The following is a 19,576-nucleotide window of genomic DNA, read 5'->3' as shown; positions in this document are numbered from 1 at the left end:
AACGACACGGAACGGACTGCTGCGCGTCCGGGGCGAGCACCGTTCTACAGTGCCTGCGGAAGGGATAACCCGTGGGTCGACACCATCCCTCGTCCCCACGGCACGGTCCGGGAGGAGCATACGTGACAACGCCCAAACTCACCCTCGTCGACAACGCGGCCACCAAGCTGACGGTCGAGACCCTGGTGATCGGCACCGTCGAGGGAACGGACGGACCCGAACTCGCCCAGGGAACCAACGAACTCGCCGCGGCCTTCGACGGGAACCTCACCGAGGCGCTGGCCCTGCTCGGCGCCAAGGGCAAGGCCGAGGAAGTGGTCCGGGTTCCCGCGAGCGGATCGGTCCGCGCGAACGTGCTGCTCGCGGTCGGCCTGGGCAAGCGCGACGAGAACGGCGAGATCCCGAGCGAGGCGGTCCGCCGCGCCTCCGGAGCCGCGGCCCGCACGCTGAACGGCGTCTCGCACGCGGCGACCACGCTGTCCGCTTTGGACCTCTCCGCGACCGTCCAGGGAACCGTGATGGGGGCCTACGCCTACACGCGCTACAAGTCCCAGCCCGGTGAGGAGCCGGTCGCCAAGGTCGACCTGGTCGTGCCCGAGGCCAAGAACGAGACGGCGAAGTCGGCGCTGAAGGGCGCGACCGCGATCGGGGAGGCGGTCAACACCGCGCGCGACCTGATCAACACGCCTCCGAACGACCTCCCCCCGGCCACCTTCGCCGAGCGGGCCAACGAGCTCGGCAAGGCCGCAGGCCTGGAAATCGAGACGATGGACGCCGACGAGCTGCGCAAGCACGGCTACGGCGGAATCATCGGGGTCGGCTCGGGATCCTCCCGGCCTCCGCGGCTGGTGCGGATGCGGCACAAGGGCCCCAAGGGCGCGCGGAAGGTGGCGCTCGTCGGCAAGGGCGTCACCTTCGACACCGGGGGCATCTCCCTCAAGCCCGCGGCGGGCATGGAGGACATGACCTCGGACATGTCCGGTGCCGCCGCCGTGGTGGCGACCATGGTGCTCGCGGCCAAGCTCAACTACCCGCTGGACATCACGGCCACGGTCCCCATGGCCGAGAACATGCCGTCCGGCAGCGCCTACCGCCCCGGCGACGTCCTCACGATGTACGGCGGCAAGACCGTCGAGGTGCTCAACACCGACGCCGAGGGCAGGCTGATCCTGGCCGACGCGATCACCCGCGCCTGCGAGGACGAGCCCGAGTACCTGATCGAGGCCTCGACCCTCACCGGCGCGCAGCAGGTCGCGCTCGGCAAGCGCACGCCGGGAGTGATGGGCAGCGAGCAGTTCAGGGGCCGGGTGGCCGAACTGTCCCAGGCGACCGGTGAAGCGGGTTGGCCCATGCCCCTGCCCGAGGAACTGCGCGGCGAGCTCGACTCCAAACTGGCCGACATGAGCAACGTCACCGGACAGCGCTGGGGCGGCATGCTGGTCGCCGGGCACTTCCTGAGCGAGTTCGTGGCCGAGAACACCCCGTGGGCGCACATCGACGTGGCCGGCCCCGCGTACAACTCGAACTCCCCGTGGGGCTACACCCCCAAGGGCGGAACGGGTGTTCCGGTGCGGACCATGGCGGCCACGCTGGCCGACATCGCAGAGCACGGCTGACGCCCCGGAACCTCCCCGGACGGATCCGAACGGGCGACGCCGCCGCGAACACCGCCGCGGGCGAGCTATTCCTCCTCCAGCCTGCGGCGGTACTCGCGGCGGCGCAGCACGCGCTGCTTTCGCTGGTAGTCCCGCATCCGCTGCGGGTAACCGACCTTGTGCACCTCGTAGAACGGGATGCCGAGGCGGTGCGTGAAGCGCATCGCCTTGTCGCGGTCACCTATCCGGCGGCGGGTCCACTCGCCGTCGTGGGCGACGAAGACGATCGTCGCCTCGGTCATCTGCGTCGGCGGCTCCAGGAACCCCTCGACGCCCCGTCGCTCGGACGCCCACTGTCGGAGATGCTCGGTATCCTGGTTCCGCTCCGCTCGTGGGCGTCTCTGCCCTCCACGACGGCGTAGACGCTCGAACAACCCCACGCTTCCCTCCTTGAGCAGCTACCACGATATTGCCAGTCCGGGCATAAAAACCGGTTCGTCCGTTGTTGAGAAGCACGAGGACTGTGATCTTCGCGCCATTTGTCCCGGGAACCCCAGCAGCCCGTGTCGCGCCCGTGGCTCACGTGGTGACAAGATGGCTTCCGGCGGCGGGGATCCTCCGTCCCAGCAGCAGTGAACGAACAATGATGCCTGTCGAGGAGTGCGAAGTGACCGACACGTCCGCCGATCTAGTCATCCTCGGTGGCGGCTCCGGCGGCTACGCCTGCGCTTTCCGCGCGGCGGAGCTGGGCCTTTCCGTCACCCTCATCGAAAAGGACAAGCTCGGTGGGACCTGTCTGCACCGAGGGTGCATCCCCACCAAAGCCTTGTTGCACGCCGCCGAGGTCGCGGATTCCACACGCGAGAGCTCACAGATCGGTGTGAAAGCCTCCCTCGAGGGCATCGACATGGACGGTGTCAACTCCTACAAGAACGGCATCGTCACCAAACTTCACAAGGGCCTGCAAGGGCTGGCCAAGGCCCACGAGGTCAACTACGTGGAGGGCGCGGGCACGCTCGTCGACGCCAACACCGTCGAGGTCGACGGGACCCACTACACCGGGAAGAACGTCGTGCTCGCCACCGGCTCCTACTCCAAGACCCTGCCGGGGCTGGAGTTCGGCGGTCGCATCATCGCCAGTGAGCAGGCACTCAACCTCGACCACGTCCCGGAGAAGGTGGTCGTGCTCGGCGGCGGCGTCATCGGAGTCGAGTTCGCCAGCGTGTGGCGCTCCTTCGGAGCCGAGGTGAACATCGTCGAGGCCCTCCCCCACCTGGTGCCCAACGAGGACGAGTCCAGCTCGAAGCAGCTCGAGCGCGCCTTCCGCAAGCGCGGCATCAAGTTCTCCACCGGGGTTAAGTTCACCGGTGCGCAGCAGACCGACGAGGGCGTGACGGTCAGCCTGGAGAACGGCGAGACGCTGGAAGCCGACCTGCTGCTCGTCGCCGTCGGCAGGGGGCCGAACACGGCTGGGCACGGTTACGAGGAGGCCGGGGTCTCGCTGGAGCGCGGCTTCGTGCGCACCGACGAACGTCTCCGCACCAACCTCCCCGGCGTCTACGCGGTCGGTGACATCGTCCCCGGCCTGCAACTGGCGCACCGCGGTTTCCAGCAGGGCGTGTTCATCGCCGAGGACATCGCCGGACTCAACCCCCCGGTCATCGACGAGGCCGGCATCCCGCGGGTGACCTACAGCAACCCCGAGGTGGCCTCGGTCGGACTCACCGAGAGCGAGGCGCGGGAGCAGTACGACAAGGTCGAGACCTTCACCTACGACCTGGCGGGCAACGGCAGGAGCCAGATCCTCAAAACCTCGGGCTCGGCCAAGGTCGTCCGCGCCGCGGACGGCCCGGTGCTCGGTCTGCACCTGGTCGGTGAGCGAGTGGGCGAACTCATCGGCGAGGCGCAACTCATCTACAACTGGGAGGCTCTCCCCGAGGACGTGGCCCCGCTGGTTCACCCCCACCCGACGCAGTCGGAGGCACTCGGCGAGGCACATCTCGCCCTGGCGGGCAAACCTCTGCACGTACACGGCTGACGCGCAGCGCTCAACCGGAAGAACGCCCGTCCACCACACGCCACGAGTACGAGGAGTCAGCAAAAGATGGCCTTCTCTGTCCAGATGCCGGCACTCGGTGAAAGCGTCAGCGAGGGCACGATCACCCGGTGGCTCAAGCAGGTCGGGGACACCGTCGAAGTCGACGAACCTCTCCTGGAGGTCTCCACCGACAAGGTCGACACGGAGGTCCCCTCCCCCGCCGCCGGTGTAGTGCAGCAAATAGTGGCCAGCGAGGACGACACCATCGAGGTCGGTGGTGAACTGGCCCTGATCGGGGACAGCAGCGAGACCCCGCCCGCGCAGGAGCAGCAGGCGCAGGCCGCCGAGCAGCCCGCGCCCGAACCGGCACCGGAACCCGCTCCCGAACCCCAGCAGTCCTCGGCCCCCCGGCCCGAGCAGTCCGCCGGGGCTGGCGCGGCCCAGGGCTCCGACGTGCAGATGCCCGCCCTGGGCGAGAGCGTCACCGAGGGCACGATCACCCGGTGGCTCAAGCAGGTCGGGGACACCGTCGAAGTCGACGAACCTCTCCTGGAGGTCTCCACCGACAAGGTCGACACGGAGGTCCCCTCCCCCGTCGCGGGAACGATTCTGGAGATCACCGCGGGCGAGGACGACACCATCGAGGTCGGTGAGAAGCTCGCCGTGGTCGGTGAGCAGGGTGCGGCCCCGGCCGGGGCGCCTGCGCCCGAGGAGCCGAAGCAGCCGGAACAGCCCGCCGCCGCACCGCAGCCCGCTCCCGAGCCCGCCAAGGAGGAGGCGCCCGCACCGCAGCCCTCCCCCGAGCCGCAGCAGCCGGAACAACCAGCCGCTGCCCAGCCCGCCGCGGAACCCGCGGCGGACCAGGAGGAGGCCGCGGCCTCGGCCCCCTACGTCACCCCGCTGGTGCGCAAGCTCGCCAACGAGCACGGGATCGACCTGCGTTCGCTGCAGGGAACCGGCGTCGGCGGACGCATCCGCAAGCAGGACGTGCAGGCGGCCATCGCCGCGCGCTCCCAGCCGCAGGAGACCGGCGGGCAGCAGGCCTCCGGTGCCGAGGCACCGGCGACCGAGCCCGCGACCACAGCCGCCGACCAGGAGCCCTCCTCGGAGGCCAAGGCGCTGCGCGGCACCACCCAGAAGATGTCGCGGCTGCGGCAGGTGCTGGCCCAGCGGATGGTCGACTCCCTGCAGACGGCGGCGCAGTTGACCACGGTCACCGAGGTCGACGTCACCAGGATCGCCCGGCTGCGGGAGCAGGCCAAGGAGAACTTCGAAGCCGCGGAGGGCGTCAAGCTCTCCTTCCTGCCCTTCTTCGCCAAGGCCACGGTCGAGGCGCTGAAGCTGCACCCGAAGCTCAACGCCTCGGTCAACGAGGAGGCCAAGGAGGTCACCTACCACGGTGCGGAGCACCTCTCGATCGCCGTGGACACCGACCGCGGGCTGCTCAGCCCGGTGATCCACGACGCGGGCGACCTCAACCTCGGCGGCCTGGCGCGCAAGATCTCCGACGTCGCCGAGCGCACCAGGGAGAGCAAGGTTAAGCCCACCGAGCTCAGCGGGGGCACGTTCACGCTGACCAACACGGGCAGCCGCGGGGCCCTGTTCGACACCCCGATCCTGAACCCCCCGCAAGTGGGCATGTTGGGGACCGGGATGGTCGTGAAGCGCCCGGTGGTCGTCTCCGACGAGGCGGGAGGCGACACCATCGCCATCCGCTCGATGGTCTACCTGGCGCTGTCCTACGACCACAGGCTCGTCGACGGCGCCGACGCGGCCCGCTTCCTGAACACGATCAAGCAGCGGTTGGAGGAGGGGGCCTTCGAGGCCGACCTCGGTCTGTGACCGAACCCGCGCGGTGAATCCCTCCGCGGGAAGCGCCGACACGGCCGGGGCCGTCCCACACCACCGGGACGGCCCCGGCCTTTTCGCGTCCTGCCCCGCGCCACCTGTAGCACCCCGGTCGAGCGGAGGGCCTCGCGTTGTGACGATCATTGCGCGAAGATCGGGACATGCGCGTGGTGATCGCCGGCTCCTCCGGCCTACTGGGAAGTCATCTCGTCCCCGCGCTGCGGCACGCACGGCACGAGGTGTTTCGCCTGGTGCGCGGCACGGCGCAGGCCCCGGACGAACGAGAGTGGGATCCGAGCGGAGGTGAGCTCGACGAGCACGCCCTCGACGGCGCCGACGCCGTCGTCAACCTCTGCGGTGCGCCGCTGATGGGCAAGCGGTGGACGCCCGAGCGCAAACGGGAACTGGACCACTCGCGGACCAGGAGCACGGCCGTGCTGGCCGAGGCGGTCCGCGCCAGGGGAATCCCGACGTTGATCAACGCGTCCGGGGTGTCCTACTACGGGGACACCGGCAGCAGAGTGGTCACCGAGTCCGCAGAGCCGGGAACCGGTTTCCTCGCCGAGCTGTGCCGCCGCTGGGAATCGGCGGCCGAGCACGCCGCTCCCGCCAGGGTCGTACGGCTCCGGATCGGTCCGGTGCTGTCCCCCTCGGGCGGGCTGCTGGGACCGCTCAAACCGCTGTTCTCCCTGATGCTCGGCGGCAGACTCGGCTCGGGCGCGCAGTACGTGCCCTGGATATCCCTGGACGACGCGACAGCCGCGATCCGTTTCGCGCTCGAGAACGCGGAGCTGTCCGGCCCGGTCAACCTAACCGGCCCCGAACCGGTCAGCAACGCCGAGTTCACCAGGGCCCTGGGCGAAGCGCTCGGACGCCCCACCCCGTGGGTGATTCCCGCCTTCGCCGTGCGGGCCGTGCTGGGCGAGCTCGCCCAGCAGCTCGTGCTGACCGGGCAGCGGGCCGTTCCGGGTGTGCTGGACGAGCACGGTTTCGCCTTCCAGCACCGGAGCGTGCGGGCTGCCCTGGGGACAGCCATCTCCGCGTGAGAACGGAAACCTTGGTGGAGCTTGGCGTGGCGGTGCGGGCGGCGGAACCTCCCGCGGGCTCTCGCTCCGGGAGGCCCGACATCGGGTAGCCACCCCCGCGACGGTCGCACGGGGCTCGCCGACCGTGCGGTGAACCGCTCGGGATCCGCGAGCGTTAGGCTGACGACGTGAGTGACAGTGCAAGCTCGTGCCGCTCCGCCTCGCACGAGATCGAGGTGCGGGAGCTGGGCACGATCGACTACGAGACCGCGTGGCAGCGCCAGCGGGAACTGGCCACGGCGCGCGCGGAGGACTCCGGGACGGACACCCTGCTGCTGCTGGAGCACCCCTCGGTCTACACGGCCGGCAAGCGCACCAAACCCGAGGACCGGCCGCAGGACGGCACACCGGTGATCGACGTCGACCGCGGCGGCAAGATCACCTGGCACGGGCCGGGGCAGCTCGTCGGCTACCCGATCCTGCGGCTGGCCGACCCGGTCGACGTGGTCGACTACGTGCGCAGGCTGGAGCAGGCACTCATCCAGGTGTGCGCCGAGTTCGGGCTGAGCACCGGACGCGTCGAGGGACGCAGCGGTGTGTGGCTCGCCGCCGACGGGGACCGTCCGGAACGCAAGATCGCCGCGATCGGCATCCGCGTGCAGCGCGGCGTGACGATGCACGGGCTCGAGCTCAACTGCAACTCGGACATGAGCGAGTTCGACCGCATCGTGCCCTGCGGGATCAGCGATGCCGGGGTCACCTCGCTGTCGGCGGAACTGGGCAGGGAGGTCACCGTTGCCGAGGCGCTTCCACTGGTGCGCAAGGCCGTGCCGGACGCCCTGGACGGCGTTCTCGAGGTCACCGAGTGCGACATCCGGGCCGCTGCCGAGGCACCGGCCGGTATGACGTTCTCGCTGGACCCGAGCCTGCGCTGACCCCGCTTTCCGCGGGGCTCGTCGCGCGGGCGGCCGGCACGGAACCCGCGCTCAGTCCAGGCTGCCCGCCACCTCGGAGGCCACCAGCTCGAGGTGGTCCGGATCGGTCAGGTCCAGCACCTGGAGGTAGGCCCTGGTGATGCCGGTATTCCTGCGCCACCGGCCGATCTTGTCCACCACCTCGGCCGGGGTGCCCGCCAGGCCGTTCGCGCGGAGCTCGTCCACGTCGCGCCCGATCGCCTCGGCGCGCCGGGCGAGCTCGGACTCGTTCCTGCCGACGCACAGCACCAGCGCGGCCGAGCGCACGATCTCGGCCGGATCCCTGCCGACCTCCCGGCACGCCGCGTCGACGCGTTCGAACTGGGCCCGCGCCGTGTCCTCGTCCACGAAGGGGAGGTTGAACTCGTCGGCGAACCTCGCCGCCAGCTCGGGGGTTCGCTTCTTGCCCGCCCCTCCGATGAGCACGGGAGGACGGGGACTCTGCACCGGCTTCGGCAGCGCCGGGGAGTCACTGATCCGGTAGTGGGCCCCCTGGTAGTCGAAGGTGGAACCGGAGGGCGTGGCCCACATCCCGGTGACGATCTCCAGCTGCTCGCTGTACCAGTCGAAGCGCTCCCGCAGCGGTGGGAACGGGATGCCGTAGGCGGTGTGCTCCTCCTCGTACCAGCCGCTGCCGAGCCCGAGCTCGACCCGCCCCCCGGACATCTGGTCCACCTGGGCGGCCGAGATCGCGAGCGGACCGGGCAGGCGGAACGTCGCCGCGCTCATCAGCGTGCCCAGCCGCAACCGCGAGGTCTCGCGCGCCAGCCCGGCCAGCGTCAACCACGCGTCGGTCGGGCCGGGCAGTCCGCTCACGTCCCCCATTCGCAGATAGTGGTCGGAGCGGAAGAAGGCGTCGTAGCCCGCCTCTTCCGTGGTGCGCGCCACCCGGAGCAGGTCGTCGTAGGTGGCCCCCTGCTGGGGCTCGGTGAAGATCCTGAGCTTGAATTCTTCGGTCACGTGCTCGAGGCTAACGAGCTTCGGAGCGCCCCGCTCCCGCGTACCGCCCCGCTGCGGGTGCTCTCCCCTGATCGAGCAGTGCAGGCGCGCCACCTCCGGGCTCGTCCGACCGCCGAGCGGCGACCACCGAAGGAGGACGCGGCGTTGTCCGGGTGATCACCGTGGGGTAGGACTGCGGCATGACCAAGTGGGACGAAAGCGCCATCCCGGACCAGACCGGCAGGACGGTCCTGATCACCGGGGCGAATTCCGGCCTGGGGCTGCACAGCGCCCGCGTCCTCGCCGAGCGCGGCGCGCGGGTGCTGCTCGGCTGCCGGGACTCCGAACGGGGGACGACCGCGTTGCGCGAGGTCGCGGCCACGGCCGCGACACCTCCCGAACTGATCCGGCTCGACCTGGCCGAGCTGAACTCGGTCCGCGACGCCGCCCCCGCCGTCAGGGAGCGCACCGGCGACCGGCTGGACCTGCTGATGAACAACGCCGGAGTCATGGCGACCCCGCACCGGAGCACCGCGGACGGCCACGAGCTGCAGTTCGGGACCAACCACCTCGGCCACGCCGCGCTGACCTGGTTGTTGATGCCCGCCCTGCGCGGTTCGGCGAGCGCGCGAGTGGTGACCCTGACCAGTCTCGCCCACCACGGCGGCGGGCTCGACACCACGGACCCGAACTTCCGGCGCCGCCGCTACACCCCGATGCGGGCCTACTCGCAGTCCAAGCTGGCCAACCTGCTGTTCACCCGCGAGCTGGACAGCAGGCTCCGCGCGGCGGAAGCCAACGTGATCGGCGTCTCCGCGCACCCGGGAACGACCGCGACCGAGCTGCTCCCCAACTCCACCCGGCAGCGCGGGCTGCCCGGCCCCGTGGACAAGGTGCTCCGCTCGGTCACCGGTGCGATCAACCAGCGGGTGGAGATCGGGGCACTTCCCCAGCTCTACGCGGCCACCGCTCCCGGGGTTTCCGGTGACGACTTCTTCGGCCCCTCCCGGGTGGCCGAGACCCGCGGGTTCCCCAAACGGGCCAGGAAGAGCCCCGCGGCCGAGGACGACGCGACCGCGAAGCGCCTCTGGGAGATCACCGCCGAGCTGACCGGTGTGGAACCACCCCGCTAGCACCCGCCCCGCCCGCTCGCGGGTGCGCGGTCGCCGTGGACGGCTTCGGGGCGCTGACCCGGTGCTCCGGAATCCGCGGGTGCGACCTTCGAGTGAAGATCGGGTGACCTCGGTCATTGTCGCCGTCCGGCCACCGGGGCGTAACCTGTAGTCGTGACTGTGGCGCCGGAGGGGCGGAAGTTGTTGCGGCTGGAAGCCCGCAACAGCCAAACGCCGATCGAGAAGAAGCCGTCCTGGATCAAGACGCGTGCCCGCATGGGTCCGGAGTACCAGGAGCTCAAGGGACTGGTACAGCGCGAGGGCCTCAACACCGTCTGCGAGGAGGCGGGCTGTCCCAACATCTTCGAGTGCTGGGAGGACAGGGAAGCCACCTTCCTCATCGGCGGGGACCAGTGCACCCGCCGCTGTGACTTCTGCCAGATCGACACGGGCAAACCCGCCGCGCTGGACACCAGCGAGCCGCGGAAGGTCGCGGAGTCGGTGCAGGCGATGGGCCTGCGCTACTCGACCGTGACCGGTGTGGCCCGTGACGACCTGGAGGACGGCGGCGCCTGGCTGTACGCGGAGACGGTGCGTCAGATCCACGATCTGAACCCCGGAACCGGTGTCGAGCTGCTCATCCCGGACTTCAACGCCGAACCCGACCAGCTCGCCGAGGTCTTCGGATCGCGTCCGGAGGTGCTCGCGCACAACATCGAGACGGTTCCGAGCGTGTTCAAGCGGATGCGACCCGCCTTCCGCTACGATCGCTCGCTCAAGGTGCTCACGCTCGCCCGCGAGGCCGGGTTGGTCACCAAGTCCAACCTGATCCTCGGGATGGGCGAGACTCCGGAGGAGGTCGAGCCCACGCTCCGCGACCTGCACGAGGCGGGCTGCGACATCATCACCATCACGCAGTACCTGCGCCCCAGCCCGCGGCACCACCCGGTGGACCGCTGGGTCAAGCCCGAGGAGTTCGTGGAGCACACCAAGGCGGCGGAGCGGATCGGGTTCCCCGGGGTCATGGCGGGCCCGCTGGTGCGGTCCAGCTACCGCGCCGGGAGGCTGTACGCCAAGGCCACCGAGCACCGCGGCATGCCGCTTCCGGAGAACCTGGCGCACCTGGCCAAGGCCGGAACGGCGGCCCAGGAGGCCAGCAACCTGCTGTCCCGCTGAGCCTGCGGGCGCCACCGGCGCCCACCCGGCCGCGGTGACCGCGGAAATTCCGCGCTCGCCGCTTCGCGAACCGACGATCGGGACCGAAGCGGTGCGGGTGGGCGCACCGGCACCCGCCCACCCGCACCGCCGGCCCGCGCGTGCGGGCCGCGCCCCGGGAAGCGCTCCTCAACGAGCCGCTTCGGCCCGGGGCGAACCGTATGGACGCCTCCCGCATCCCCGGCCGTATCCTGTGGGTATGGCCAAGCAGGACCGGGCCGCCAAGAAAGAAGCGGCCAAGCAGAAGCGGCAGGCGTCGAGCGCCCGCCGCAAACAGCTGTTCGAGGCGTTCAAGATGCAACGCCGGGAGGATCGGCTGCTCGTACCGCTGATGCTCGCGGTGCTGCTCGGCACGGCCGTAGTGGCGTTCCTACTCGGCCTCGTCTGGGGACTGCAGTGGTTCTTCCTCCCCGTGGGCGTCGTCCTCGGTGCGCTGGGAGCGGTCATCATCTTCGGCAGGCGCGTGCAGGCCAACGTCTACAAGAAGGCCAGCGGGCAGCCCGGCGCGGCGGGCTGGGCCCTGGAGAACATGCGGGGCAAGTGGCAGCTGGCCCAGGGAGTGGCCGGGACCAGTCAGCTCGACGCGGTGCACCGGGTCATCGGCAAGCCGGGGGTCGTGCTGGTCGGCGAGGGCTCCCCGAACCGGGTCAAGAACCTCATGAGCCAGGAGAAGAAGCGCATCTCCCGGCTGGTGGGCGACACCCCCATCTACGAGTTCATCGTCGGGGACGAGCAGGACCAGGTCCCGCTGAGCAAGCTCCAGTCCAAGATCATGAAGCTGCCGCGCAACATCAACGCGGGCCAGATCGACTCCCTGGACAAGCGCCTCGAAGCCATCGGGAACAGGGGGACGGCCGCGCCCAAGGGCCCCGCTCCGCAGGGCGCCAAGATGCGCAACATGCAACGCGCCACCCGCAGGAAGTAGCCCGCAGGAAGTAGCAGGGAAAGCTCCCGTGGCGTAGTCCACGCCTCTCGCACACGGGCGCGGCCTCCGCCACGGAGCGCGGAGGCCGCGCACCGGAGGCGGTCTCCGCCGGAACGTGCGCGGGCGGAACGGGGTGCGGATGAAGCTCCGGTTACCCGCCCTCACCCGTCCGCGGGAACTGTTTCCGGGGACGTAACAGAGCGGTCAACACCGTCAACGGCGCAGCACGACAGTTCCGCTCACCCGGTCGTGCCAGGACCTGCCGTCCAGGTTCCACAGCACCGCTGGGACGATCACCGCGCTCAGGACGCAGCGCAACAGCGCCCTGGGGATCCCCACGGTCGCCGAACCGTCGAGCCGCGCCACCCATATCCCGACCACGGCCATCCCCGGGGTGAACCCGAAGAAGGCGACCGGGACGAAGGTGATCAGCACCCACGCGAGCAGGCTCCAGTTCTTCGGGAGCTCAGGCGCGGTGAACAATCCGGCCACCAAGGCCGCCAGCACGATGTCCAGCAGGAACCCCACCGCACGTCGCCCGGTGGGCGCCGCGGAACCGGAACCGCTTTCCGGCAGGCCGATACGTTCGCCGCGCCAGCTCTGCTGCGGCTCGGCGGACTCGCGCGCGGCCGCTGGGCCGGACAACCAGGACCCGAGTACTCTACCCACGAGACCCAGCATACGGGCCGTCCCGGAGGTCGCCTCCTCCCACACCGCGGACTCCCCGACCACGAGCACGCGCCCGCACGACCCGCCCCCCGGGGGGCTGAACGGGCAGCACAACACGATCGAAAACCCGGCCGCGTTTCGTTAACGTCGGCGAAACACGGGGGTGACGGTGGGGCAACACCCCGTCCTTAACTTCGTTCCCGAGTCGGCGGCAAGAGCTTGCCCCGATGAGCGGCACCAACGCGTGAAGGAGCCATCGAGGGTGTTCAAGAATCCAGACGAGGTCCTACGCTTCATCTCCGACGAGGGTGTGAAGTTCGTCGACGTCCGGTTCTGCGACCTGCCGGGCGTCATGCAGCACTTCACCGTCCCCGCCTCGGCGTTCGACCACGACACCTTCACCGAGGGGTTGGCCTTCGACGGCTCTTCGGTGCGTGGTTTCCAGTCGATCCACGAATCGGACATGCTGCTGCTGCCCGACCCTTACACGGCCCGGCTCGACCCGTTCCGCATCGAGAAGACGCTGATCCTCAACTTCTTCGTGCACGACCCGTTCACGTTGGAGCCCTACAGCCGTGACCCGCGCAACATCGCGCGCAAGGCGGAGCAGTACCTGAACGAGTCCGGAATCGCCGACACCGCGTTCTTCGCGTCCGAGGCGGAGTTCTACATCTTCGACTCGGTGCGCTACTCCGAGGACGCGAACTCCTCCTTCCACGAAGTGGATTCGGTCGAGGGGTGGTGGAACACCGGACGGGCCGAGGACGGCGGCAACAAGGGGTACAAGACCCGCTACAAGGGCGGCTACTTCCCCGTTCCGCCCTACGACCACTACGCCGACCTGCGCGACGAGATAACCAGCGAGCTCATCAAGGCCGGCTTCGACGTGGAACGCGCGCACCACGAGGTGGGCACCGGCGGCCAGGCCGAGATCAACTACAAGTTCAACACCATGCTGCACGCGGCCGACGACCTGCAGCTGTTCAAGTACATCGTCAAGAACACCGCGTGGCGCAACGGCAAGACCGTCACCTTCATGCCGAAGCCGCTGTTCGGCGACAACGGTTCGGGCATGCACTGCCACATGTCGCTGTGGCAGAACGGCGCCCCGATGTTCCACGACGAGTCCGGTTACGCGGGGCTGTCCGACACCGCCCGGTACTACATCGGCGGCATCCTGCATCACGCCCCGAGCCTGCTGGCGCTGACCAACCCGACGGTGAACTCCTACCACCGGCTGGTCCCCGGCTTCGAGGCCCCGGTCAACCTGGTGTACTCGCAGCGCAACCGCTCCGCCTGCATGCGGATCCCGATCACGGGCACCAACCCGAAGGCCAAGCGCGTCGAGTTCCGCTGCCCCGACCCCTCCGGCAACCCCTACCTCGGGTTCGCCGCGATGCTGATGGCGGGCCTGGACGGCATCCGCAACAAGATCGAGCCGGCCGAGCCGATCGACAAGGACCTCTACGAGCTTCCGCCGGAGGAGGCCAAGAACGTCCCGCAGGTTCCCTCCAGCCTCGCCGAGGCCGTGGACAACCTGGAGGCCGACCACGACTACCTGCTCGAGGGCGGCGTGTTCACCGAGGACCTCCTGGAGAACTTCATCGCGCTCAAGCGGGAGAACGAGATCGACCCGCTCCGGCTCCGTCCGCACCCGTACGAGTTCGCGCTCTACTACGACGTGTGATCGACGGATCCCCGCGCTCGTGAGCAGAAAGGGCCCCCGCGCTCGGCGGGGGCCCTTCTGCGTGTCTCTGCCCGTCCGGTCAGCGGATCCACGCGGGGCGGGAGACGCGGGCGGCGTGTCCGCCGGACACGCGTCGACGACACCCGCCCGCGAGCTCTCACTCGACCGTGAGAACCAGCTTTCCGCGCACGTGACCTTCCTCGAGCAGTTCGTGGGCCCGTGCGGCCTCGTTCAGCGGGAAGCTCCGCTGCACCTCGACGTGCAGCTCACCGCGGTCGATGAGCCCACCCAGCCAGTTCAGCTCGCCCGTGTCGGGACGCACGAACACGTAGTGACCGCCCTGGCCCAGCACCGTGTCCGGGTCCTCGACCGAGGCGTGCCGCGTGCTGTCCCGCAGCATCCCCGGAGTCTCGGTCAACGCCGTGCCCCCGGCCAAGTCCACGGCGGCGTCGATCTTGCCATCACCACCGAGAAGCTCGGCGACCCGCTCCGGCAGACCCGGACCGTAGGTCACCGGCTCCGCCCCCAGCTCGCGCAGGAACTCGTGATTGCGCTCCGAAGCGGTGCCGATCACCCGCTCGGCGCCCAGCGCCCGCGCGATCTGCACGGCCAAGTGCCCCACGCCGCCCGAGGCAGCGTGCACCAGCACCACGTCCCCGGAGTCGGCATCCACGGACCGCAGCATCTGCAGCGCGGTCAACCCGGCCAGCGGCAGCCCGGCAGCCCGGGTGAAATCGACCGAGCTCGGTTTGTGCGCCAGAGTGCGCTCCGGGGCGGAGACCAGCTCGGCGTAGGTCCCATTCTGCACGTGGTCCTCGCGCACGTAGCCGACGACCTCGTCGCCCGGCTTGTACTGCGTCACCGCGGGCCCCACAGCGCGCACGACCCCGGAGACGTCCCAACCGGAGATCAACGGGGTGTGGTGCGGGAACGCCCCGCGCAGGTATCCGCGCCTGATTTTCCAGTCCACCGGGTTGACTCCGGCCGCCCTGGTCTCCACCAGCACGCGGTCGGGGCCGACCAGCGGATCGTCCAGCTCCTGTTGTGAAAGAACGTCGGGTTCGCCGAATTCGGTGAGCGCCATAGCCTTCATGCCCGTTCCAACACCGTTCCGGAGCAACCGTATTCCACTGTTCGGCGGCGAAAGCTCCGAACGAGCCAGCCGGATTCCTCGTCGGGACTCCTCGCCTGCAGTCGCGCCTCATTGGCCGCCACGCGCAGCGGGCAGGCACCACCGCACCCTCCGCGGTCACCGCTGCGGGGCCTCGTAGAAGATCCGCTCCACCACACCACGAGCCCGCCTGGTCGCGCGCAGGTAGTCGTCCAGCACCTGCCCCGAATCGGAACCGGCCGGATAGCCCAGAGCCGCCGCCACCGCGGCCAGCTCCCCCGAGCGCTTCGGCAGCTGATCGCTCCCCTTGCCGCGCACCAGCATCACGGCGTTGCGCGCCCGCATCGCCGTCGTCCACGCGGCCTCCAACAGCTGTCCGTCCTCGCCGTCCAGCACTCCCTCCTGGACGGCCACCCGCAGCCCCTCCACGGTCGAAGTCGTCCTCAACTCGGGGAGATCACCGGCGAAGCGCAGCTGCAGCAACTGCAACGTCCACTCCACATCGGCCAGACCGCCGCGGCCGAGCTTCGTGTGCGTGGCCGGATCGGCACCACGCGGCAAGCGCTCAGCGTCCACCCGCGCCTTGATGCGGCGGATCTCGCGCGCCCTGGTCGCGTCGAGCCCGCCCTCCGGGTACCGGATCGGGTCAACGGCGCGGCAGAAGCGCTCCCCCAGCTCCTCGTCCCCCGCCACGGGACGAGCACGCAGCAGGGCCTGCGCCTCCCAGACCTGAGCCCACCTCCGGTAGTAGTTCAGGTAGGAGTCCAAGGTGCGCACCAGCGGCCCCGAACGCCCCTCCGGGCGCAGGTCGGTGTCCACTTCCAGCGGAGGGTCCTGACTCGGCTTGCCCAGCACCCTGCGCACCTGCTCGACCACGACCGCGGCGAAGCGGACGGCGGTGCTGTCCGGCACCCCCTCCTCCGGTTCGCAGACGAACATCACGTCGGCGTCCGAACCGTAGCCGAGCTCGGCCCCGCCCAAGCGGCCCATGCCGATCACCGCGATGCGGGCGGGCTCCCGCGCGGCATCCACCACTCCCCCGGAACCGGACCACTCCGCCCTTCCGGCCACGTCGCGCACCGCCGCGTCCAGCGTCGCCTGCAGCACCGCCACCCACACACGGGACAGGGCGTCGAACACCGCGCGCGGGGACATCGCGCCCAACAGGTCGGCGCAGGCGATGCGCAGCAACTCGTGCCTGCGCAACGAGCGGGCGGTCGCCGCGGCCCGGTCCGGGTCGACGTGCCGCGACACGGCACTGCGCAACGACCGCGCCACCTCGTCCGGGTCCCGTCCGGCCAGCTCCTCGACGTCCGACAGCAGCCGCAGCACCTCCGGGGCGCGCACCAGCAGCTCGGGCACCAGCTTCGAGGTGCCGAGCAGCACGGCCAACCGCTCGACCACCACGGCCTCGTCGCGCAACAGCCTCAGGTACCACGGCGTGTCCGCCAGGGCCTCCGAGACGTTGCGGTAGGCCAGCAACCCGCCGTCGGGGTCCGGGGTGTTGCCGAGCAGATCCAGCAGCACGGGCAACAGCGCACCCTGGATGCTGGCCCTCCTGGACACCCCCGAGGTCAGCGCGGCGATGTGCCGCAGGGCACCGTCCGGGGAGGTGTAGCCCAACGCGGAGAGCCGCTCGACCGCGGCACTGGTGGTCAACCGCAGCGCCTCGCTCGGAACCTTGGAGACCGACTCCAGCAGCGGCCGGTAGAAGAGCTTCTCGTGCAGCCTGCGCACCCTGCTGCTCTGCTTGCGGTACTCACCGAGCAGCACGTCCGAGGCCTCCTGGTGTCCCTGGGAACGCAGCCCCATGGAACGAGCGAGCCGGTGCAGCGTCGCGCGGTCCTCGGCCGGGGGGAACAGGTGCGTGCGCCGCAGCCGCCGCAGCTGGAGCCGGTGCTCCACCCCGCGCAGAAAGGCGTAGGAATCGGACATGCCCCCGGCGTCGCTGCGTGCCACGTATCCCTGCTCCCCCAGGGCGCGCAGCGCCTCCGTCGTCGATCGCGAACGGATGGTCTCGTCACCCCTGCCGTGCACCAGCTGGAGCAGCTGCACCGCGAACTCGACGTCGCGCAGACCTCCCCTGCCGAGCTTCAGCTCCCGGTCCAGCTGGTCCTGGGGAACGTGCTGCTCCACCTTCTGCCGCATGGAGCGCACGTCGATCACGAAGTTCTCCCGCTCCGCGGCCGTCCACACCAGCGGCTGAACGGCCTCCGCGTAGCGCTGCCCCAGCTCGGAGTCCCCCGCCACCGGTCGGGCCTTCAGCAGGGCTTGGAACTCCCAGGTTCGTGCCCAGCGGCGGTAGTAGGCGAGATGACCGTCCAGGGTGCGCACCAGGGCCCCCGCGTTGCCCTCGGGGCGCAGCGCTGCGTCCACCTCGAAGAAGGCCGCACCCGCTATCCGCATCAGCGTGCTGGCCAACCTGGTCGCCGCCCCCAGGTCCTGCTCGGACTCCGCGACGAAGACGACGTCCACGTCGCTGACGTAGTTGAGCTCGCGACCACCGCACTTGCCCATCGCGATCACCGCGAGCCGGGGCGCCTGCTGCTCGCCGCCGATCTCGGCCGCGGCCACCGCCCAGGCGGCCCGCAGAGCGGCCACGGCCGCGTCGGAAAGCCAGGCCGTCACCTGCTCGTAGGACGGCTGCGGCATGTCGGGGTCGGCCACCCCGGCCAGATCGGCCGCCGCGATCTCGAGCAGCTGTCCGCGGTAGACCGCACGCAGCTGGCTGACGGCGGCCGTCCCCCGCGTCGCGGCCACCGGGCAGTCGGGAGGTTCCTCATCCGCGGCCAGTGCGCCCACGCTGTGCAACAGCTCTGCGGTGAAGTCCCCGGAGCGGGGGCGGTGTCCGTCCTCCGCTCCGGTCAGCCGGCGCCAGTCCCCGGGATGGGCGACCAGGTGATCCGCCAGCGCGCCGGAGTAGCCCAGCACAGCCAGCAACCGGGCGCGCAGTTCCCGGTCGGCGAGCAACTGTTCGGCGAGCTCCGTCCAGTTCTCCCCCAGGGACTCCCGCAACCGATCCACCGAGTGCAGCGCCAGATCGGGATCAGGGGTGCGGGACAGCGTCCCGAGCACCTGCTCCGCTTCCGGCAACGGTCCGCTGTCGAACCACCATCCGGCCGCGCGAAGCTGGGTCTCGGCTCGCTCCACGTCGCTGAAGCCGTACCGCGCCGGGGACGGCACCGCACCGGAGCGTTGCCAGTTGGTTTGGGCCATGTCCAGCACGGTAATGCGATCACGTGACGAGGACAGAGCCGACCGCGCAAGATCAGCCGTGTTCGTGATCACCGCGCCGCAGCACCAGTGCTGCCCTGCCTGCCACCGGGCCTCGGTTGCCCGCTCGGATCGGGCGTTCTTCACCAGCTGACCGGGCGAGCCGAGCCGCGCGGTCGCTCAGGCGAGCGGCAGGGAACGTGTGGTGGTCCGCTCTTCCGGAGGAGTGGCTGCCAGCTCGAAGAAACGCTCGGCCACCGGTTTCCACGACTCCTCCAGGTCGGCGTGGAACTGCTCGAGGTGCTCCTCTTCCAGTTGGCCCGGGCGCATCGTCGCTGCGATCTCCGGATCGGCGGCGACCATCCCCCGGACGATCTCCGGGGTGGTCTCGATGTGGAACTGCAGCCCGTAGGCGCGGGTGCCCACCCGGAAAGCCTGGTTCTCCCCGCGCGGCGAGGCGGCCAGCAATTGGGCGGTCGGGGGCAGCGTGCTTATCTCCTCGCGGTGGAACTGGAAAACGTCCGGGGTCAGCGGGAGCGGTCCGATCAACACGTCCTCAGCTGCCGCGTCCCGCTTGGCAACCAGCAGCGTTCCCGCCTCGGGGCCGTCGGCACGCGTCCGGAGCCTTCCGCCCGTGGCCATGGCGAGCAGCTGGGCGCCGAGGCCGACCGCCAGCACCGGAGCTCCGGAGCTCGTCGAAGTGCTCAGCAGTTTGCGCAGCGCACCGAGCCAGGGGTACTGCGGATCGGCCGTGGCGCTCATCTCCCCGTCCAACACGACCACTCCCGAGTGCTCGTCCGGTCGTTCCGGGAGGTCCTCCCGCGCGGGGTCGACAACGTCGAGCTCGGCACCTGATTCCCCGAGCCAGTCACCCAGCTTTCCCACTGGAGTGGTTTCGGAGGGTTGCACCACAAGAATCCGCACGTCGGCCATGTGACCCACGATACTGTTTCGCGGCCAGTGGATCACTCACGGTGCCGTGGAACCGGTTGTGGTGGGCGCATGGCGTCGGGGGTGGGCGTGCAGGTGGCAGGTGGGCCCCGGGGGGGTGTGGTATGTAAAGTGCCCGGCCCCCGCGTTGGGGGGCCGGGCACAGAATGGGGGGTTGGGTCGGCGGTGTCCGAGTCTCCCACACCCGTGGGGGTGCAGTACCTTAGGCGCTGGAGGGCTTAGCTTCCGGGTTCGGGATGGGCACCGGGCGTGTCCCCTCCGCTGTAGCCACCGA

15 protein-coding genes and 1 rRNA gene are annotated in these 19,576 nt (G+C 70.1%); 9 read left to right on the top strand and 7 right to left on the bottom strand.

Annotation, left to right across the window (positions count from 1 at the left end):
* The first annotated feature begins 122 nt into the window (after positions 1-122).
* Positions 123-1,616, top strand: a complete 1,494-nt coding sequence (locus G9Q41_RS09700; protein ID WP_092520078.1) for a leucyl aminopeptidase — start codon at positions 123-125, stop codon at positions 1,614-1,616.
* Between the two features lie 65 nt (positions 1,617-1,681).
* On the opposite strand, the gene G9Q41_RS22670 is transcribed toward G9Q41_RS09700, so the two are convergent.
* Complete coding sequence (locus G9Q41_RS22670) at positions 1,682-2,035, bottom strand: oxidoreductase (RefSeq protein WP_092520077.1); 354 nt, start codon at positions 2,033-2,035, stop codon at positions 1,682-1,684.
* 227 nt (positions 2,036-2,262) lie between these two features.
* On the opposite strand from G9Q41_RS22670, the gene lpdA reads away from it, so the two are divergent.
* The 4 genes from lpdA (at position 2,263) to lipB (ending at position 7,441) form a co-directional block, all read left to right on the top strand.
* Positions 2,263-3,633: a dihydrolipoyl dehydrogenase gene (gene lpdA / locus G9Q41_RS09690; protein ID WP_092522431.1), complete on the top strand. Its 1,371-nt coding sequence runs from the start codon at positions 2,263-2,265 to the stop codon at positions 3,631-3,633.
* Positions 3,634-3,699: 66 nt separating this feature from the next.
* Positions 3,700-5,475: a 2-oxoglutarate dehydrogenase, E2 component, dihydrolipoamide succinyltransferase gene (gene sucB, locus G9Q41_RS09685; RefSeq protein ID WP_165632724.1), complete on the top strand. Its 1,776-nt coding sequence runs from the start codon at positions 3,700-3,702 to the stop codon at positions 5,473-5,475.
* A gap of 167 nt (positions 5,476-5,642) precedes the next feature.
* Entirely contained in the window at positions 5,643-6,527 is an 885-nt protein-coding gene (locus G9Q41_RS09680; RefSeq protein ID WP_092520070.1) for a TIGR01777 family oxidoreductase, read from the top strand.
* 167 nt (positions 6,528-6,694) lie between these two features.
* Positions 6,695-7,441, top strand: coding sequence for a lipoyl(octanoyl) transferase LipB (gene lipB, locus G9Q41_RS09675; protein ID WP_165632725.1), 747 nt, complete (start codon positions 6,695-6,697; stop codon positions 7,439-7,441).
* Between the two features lie 51 nt (positions 7,442-7,492).
* On the opposite strand, the gene G9Q41_RS09670 is transcribed toward lipB, so the two are convergent.
* Positions 7,493-8,440, bottom strand: a complete 948-nt coding sequence (locus G9Q41_RS09670; protein WP_165632726.1) for an LLM class F420-dependent oxidoreductase — start codon at positions 8,438-8,440, stop codon at positions 7,493-7,495.
* Positions 8,441-8,619: 179 nt separating this feature from the next.
* On the opposite strand from G9Q41_RS09670, the gene G9Q41_RS09665 reads away from it, so the two are divergent.
* From G9Q41_RS09665 to G9Q41_RS09655, 3 genes are all read left to right on the top strand, one after another.
* Positions 8,620-9,552: an oxidoreductase gene (locus G9Q41_RS09665; protein ID WP_165632727.1), complete on the top strand. Its 933-nt coding sequence runs from the start codon at positions 8,620-8,622 to the stop codon at positions 9,550-9,552.
* A 153-nt stretch (positions 9,553-9,705) separates the two neighbouring features.
* A complete protein-coding gene (lipA, locus tag G9Q41_RS09660; RefSeq protein ID WP_165632728.1) occupies positions 9,706-10,707 on the top strand; it encodes a lipoyl synthase in 1,002 nt (333 codons plus the stop codon).
* A gap of 238 nt (positions 10,708-10,945) precedes the next feature.
* Positions 10,946-11,671, top strand: a complete 726-nt coding sequence (locus G9Q41_RS09655) for a DUF4191 domain-containing protein (protein ID WP_092520065.1) — start codon at positions 10,946-10,948, stop codon at positions 11,669-11,671.
* Between the two features lie 213 nt (positions 11,672-11,884).
* Here the strand turns inward: G9Q41_RS09655 and G9Q41_RS09650 are convergent, their stop codons facing one another.
* A complete protein-coding gene (locus tag G9Q41_RS09650) occupies positions 11,885-12,340 on the bottom strand; it encodes an RDD family protein (protein ID WP_245695528.1) in 456 nt (151 codons plus the stop codon).
* Positions 12,341-12,602: 262 nt separating this feature from the next.
* Between G9Q41_RS09650 and glnA the strand changes: the two genes are divergently transcribed.
* Positions 12,603-14,027, top strand: a complete 1,425-nt coding sequence (gene glnA / locus G9Q41_RS09645) for a type I glutamate--ammonia ligase (RefSeq protein ID WP_165632729.1) — start codon at positions 12,603-12,605, stop codon at positions 14,025-14,027.
* A gap of 157 nt (positions 14,028-14,184) precedes the next feature.
* Here the strand turns inward: glnA and G9Q41_RS09640 are convergent, their stop codons facing one another.
* The 4 genes from G9Q41_RS09640 to rrf form a co-directional block, all read right to left on the bottom strand.
* A complete protein-coding gene (locus tag G9Q41_RS09640; protein WP_165632730.1) occupies positions 14,185-15,120 on the bottom strand; it encodes an NADP-dependent oxidoreductase in 936 nt (311 codons plus the stop codon).
* A gap of 156 nt (positions 15,121-15,276) precedes the next feature.
* Entirely contained in the window at positions 15,277-18,354 is a 3,078-nt protein-coding gene (locus G9Q41_RS09635) for a bifunctional [glutamine synthetase] adenylyltransferase/[glutamine synthetase]-adenylyl-L-tyrosine phosphorylase (RefSeq protein ID WP_165632731.1), read from the bottom strand.
* 177 nt (positions 18,355-18,531) lie between these two features.
* Positions 18,532-19,284 carry a type 1 glutamine amidotransferase gene (locus tag G9Q41_RS09630; protein ID WP_165632732.1) on the bottom strand — a complete coding sequence of 251 codons (753 nt, stop codon included), beginning with the start codon at positions 19,282-19,284 and terminating at the stop codon, positions 18,532-18,534.
* Positions 19,285-19,459: 175 nt separating this feature from the next.
* Positions 19,460-19,576 (bottom strand): 5S ribosomal RNA (gene rrf / locus G9Q41_RS09625); the annotation flags it as partial.

The organism is Actinopolyspora sp. BKK2 (assembly GCF_011291845.1).
Classification (GTDB): domain Bacteria; phylum Actinomycetota; class Actinomycetes; order Mycobacteriales; family Pseudonocardiaceae; genus Actinopolyspora; species Actinopolyspora saharensis.
Note: the sequence above shows the minus strand (reverse complement) of the source record. Positions and strands in the feature narration are given on the sequence as shown.

What these genes read in the sequence shown, in the direction of transcription:
- sucB (WP_165632724.1), top strand. Translation starts at nt 3,700, where the DNA reads ATGGCCTTCTCTGTCCAGATGCCGGCACTCGGTGAAAGCGTCAGCGAG.
- G9Q41_RS09680 (WP_092520070.1), top strand. Translation starts at nt 5,643, where the DNA reads ATGCGCGTGGTGATCGCCGGCTCCTCCGGCCTACTGGGAAGTCATCTC.
- G9Q41_RS09665 (WP_165632727.1), top strand. Translation starts at nt 8,620, where the DNA reads ATGACCAAGTGGGACGAAAGCGCCATCCCGGACCAGACCGGCAGGACG.
- G9Q41_RS09655 (WP_092520065.1), top strand. Translation starts at nt 10,946, where the DNA reads ATGGCCAAGCAGGACCGGGCCGCCAAGAAAGAAGCGGCCAAGCAGAAG.
- G9Q41_RS09640 (WP_165632730.1), bottom strand. Translation starts at nt 15,120, where the DNA reads ATGAAGGCTATGGCGCTCACCGAATTCGGCGAACCCGACGTTCTTTCA.
- G9Q41_RS09635 (WP_165632731.1), bottom strand. Translation starts at nt 18,354, where the DNA reads ATGGCCCAAACCAACTGGCAACGCTCCGGTGCGGTGCCGTCCCCGGCG.
- G9Q41_RS09630 (WP_165632732.1), bottom strand. Translation starts at nt 19,284, where the DNA reads ATGGCCGACGTGCGGATTCTTGTGGTGCAACCCTCCGAAACCACTCCA.